Here is a 279-nt window from a genome sequence, read left to right on the forward strand (position 1 = left end):
GGTAATAGCCAGCGCGAGGCCGCGAAGGTCTTTGGACTAAGCCGCGAGACGATATCGAAGATGTGCCGGTTCTCGCTGCCGCCGGGCTACACGCGGACCAAGCCTGTGGCGAAGCCGAAGTTGGGGCCGCTGCTGCCAGTGATTGACGCGGTCCTGGCAGCGGATCGCATTGCGCCTGTGAAGCAGCGGCACAGCGCGAAACGGATATTTGAACGTCTGCGCGACGAGCATGGCTTTGGTGGCGGCTACACTGTTGTAAAGGATTATGTCCGGCTGTGC

General features: G+C 61.3%; 1 pseudogene. It reads left to right on the top strand.

From position 1 onward, the window contains the following. Nucleotides 1–279 (top strand): annotated as a pseudogene (locus LB454_RS13980) (IS21 family transposase); the annotation flags it as partial.

It is taken from the genome of Psychroflexus montanilacus, from assembly GCF_020164535.1.
In the GTDB taxonomy this organism is placed as follows: Bacteria; Bacteroidota; Bacteroidia; order Flavobacteriales; family Flavobacteriaceae; genus Psychroflexus; species Psychroflexus montanilacus.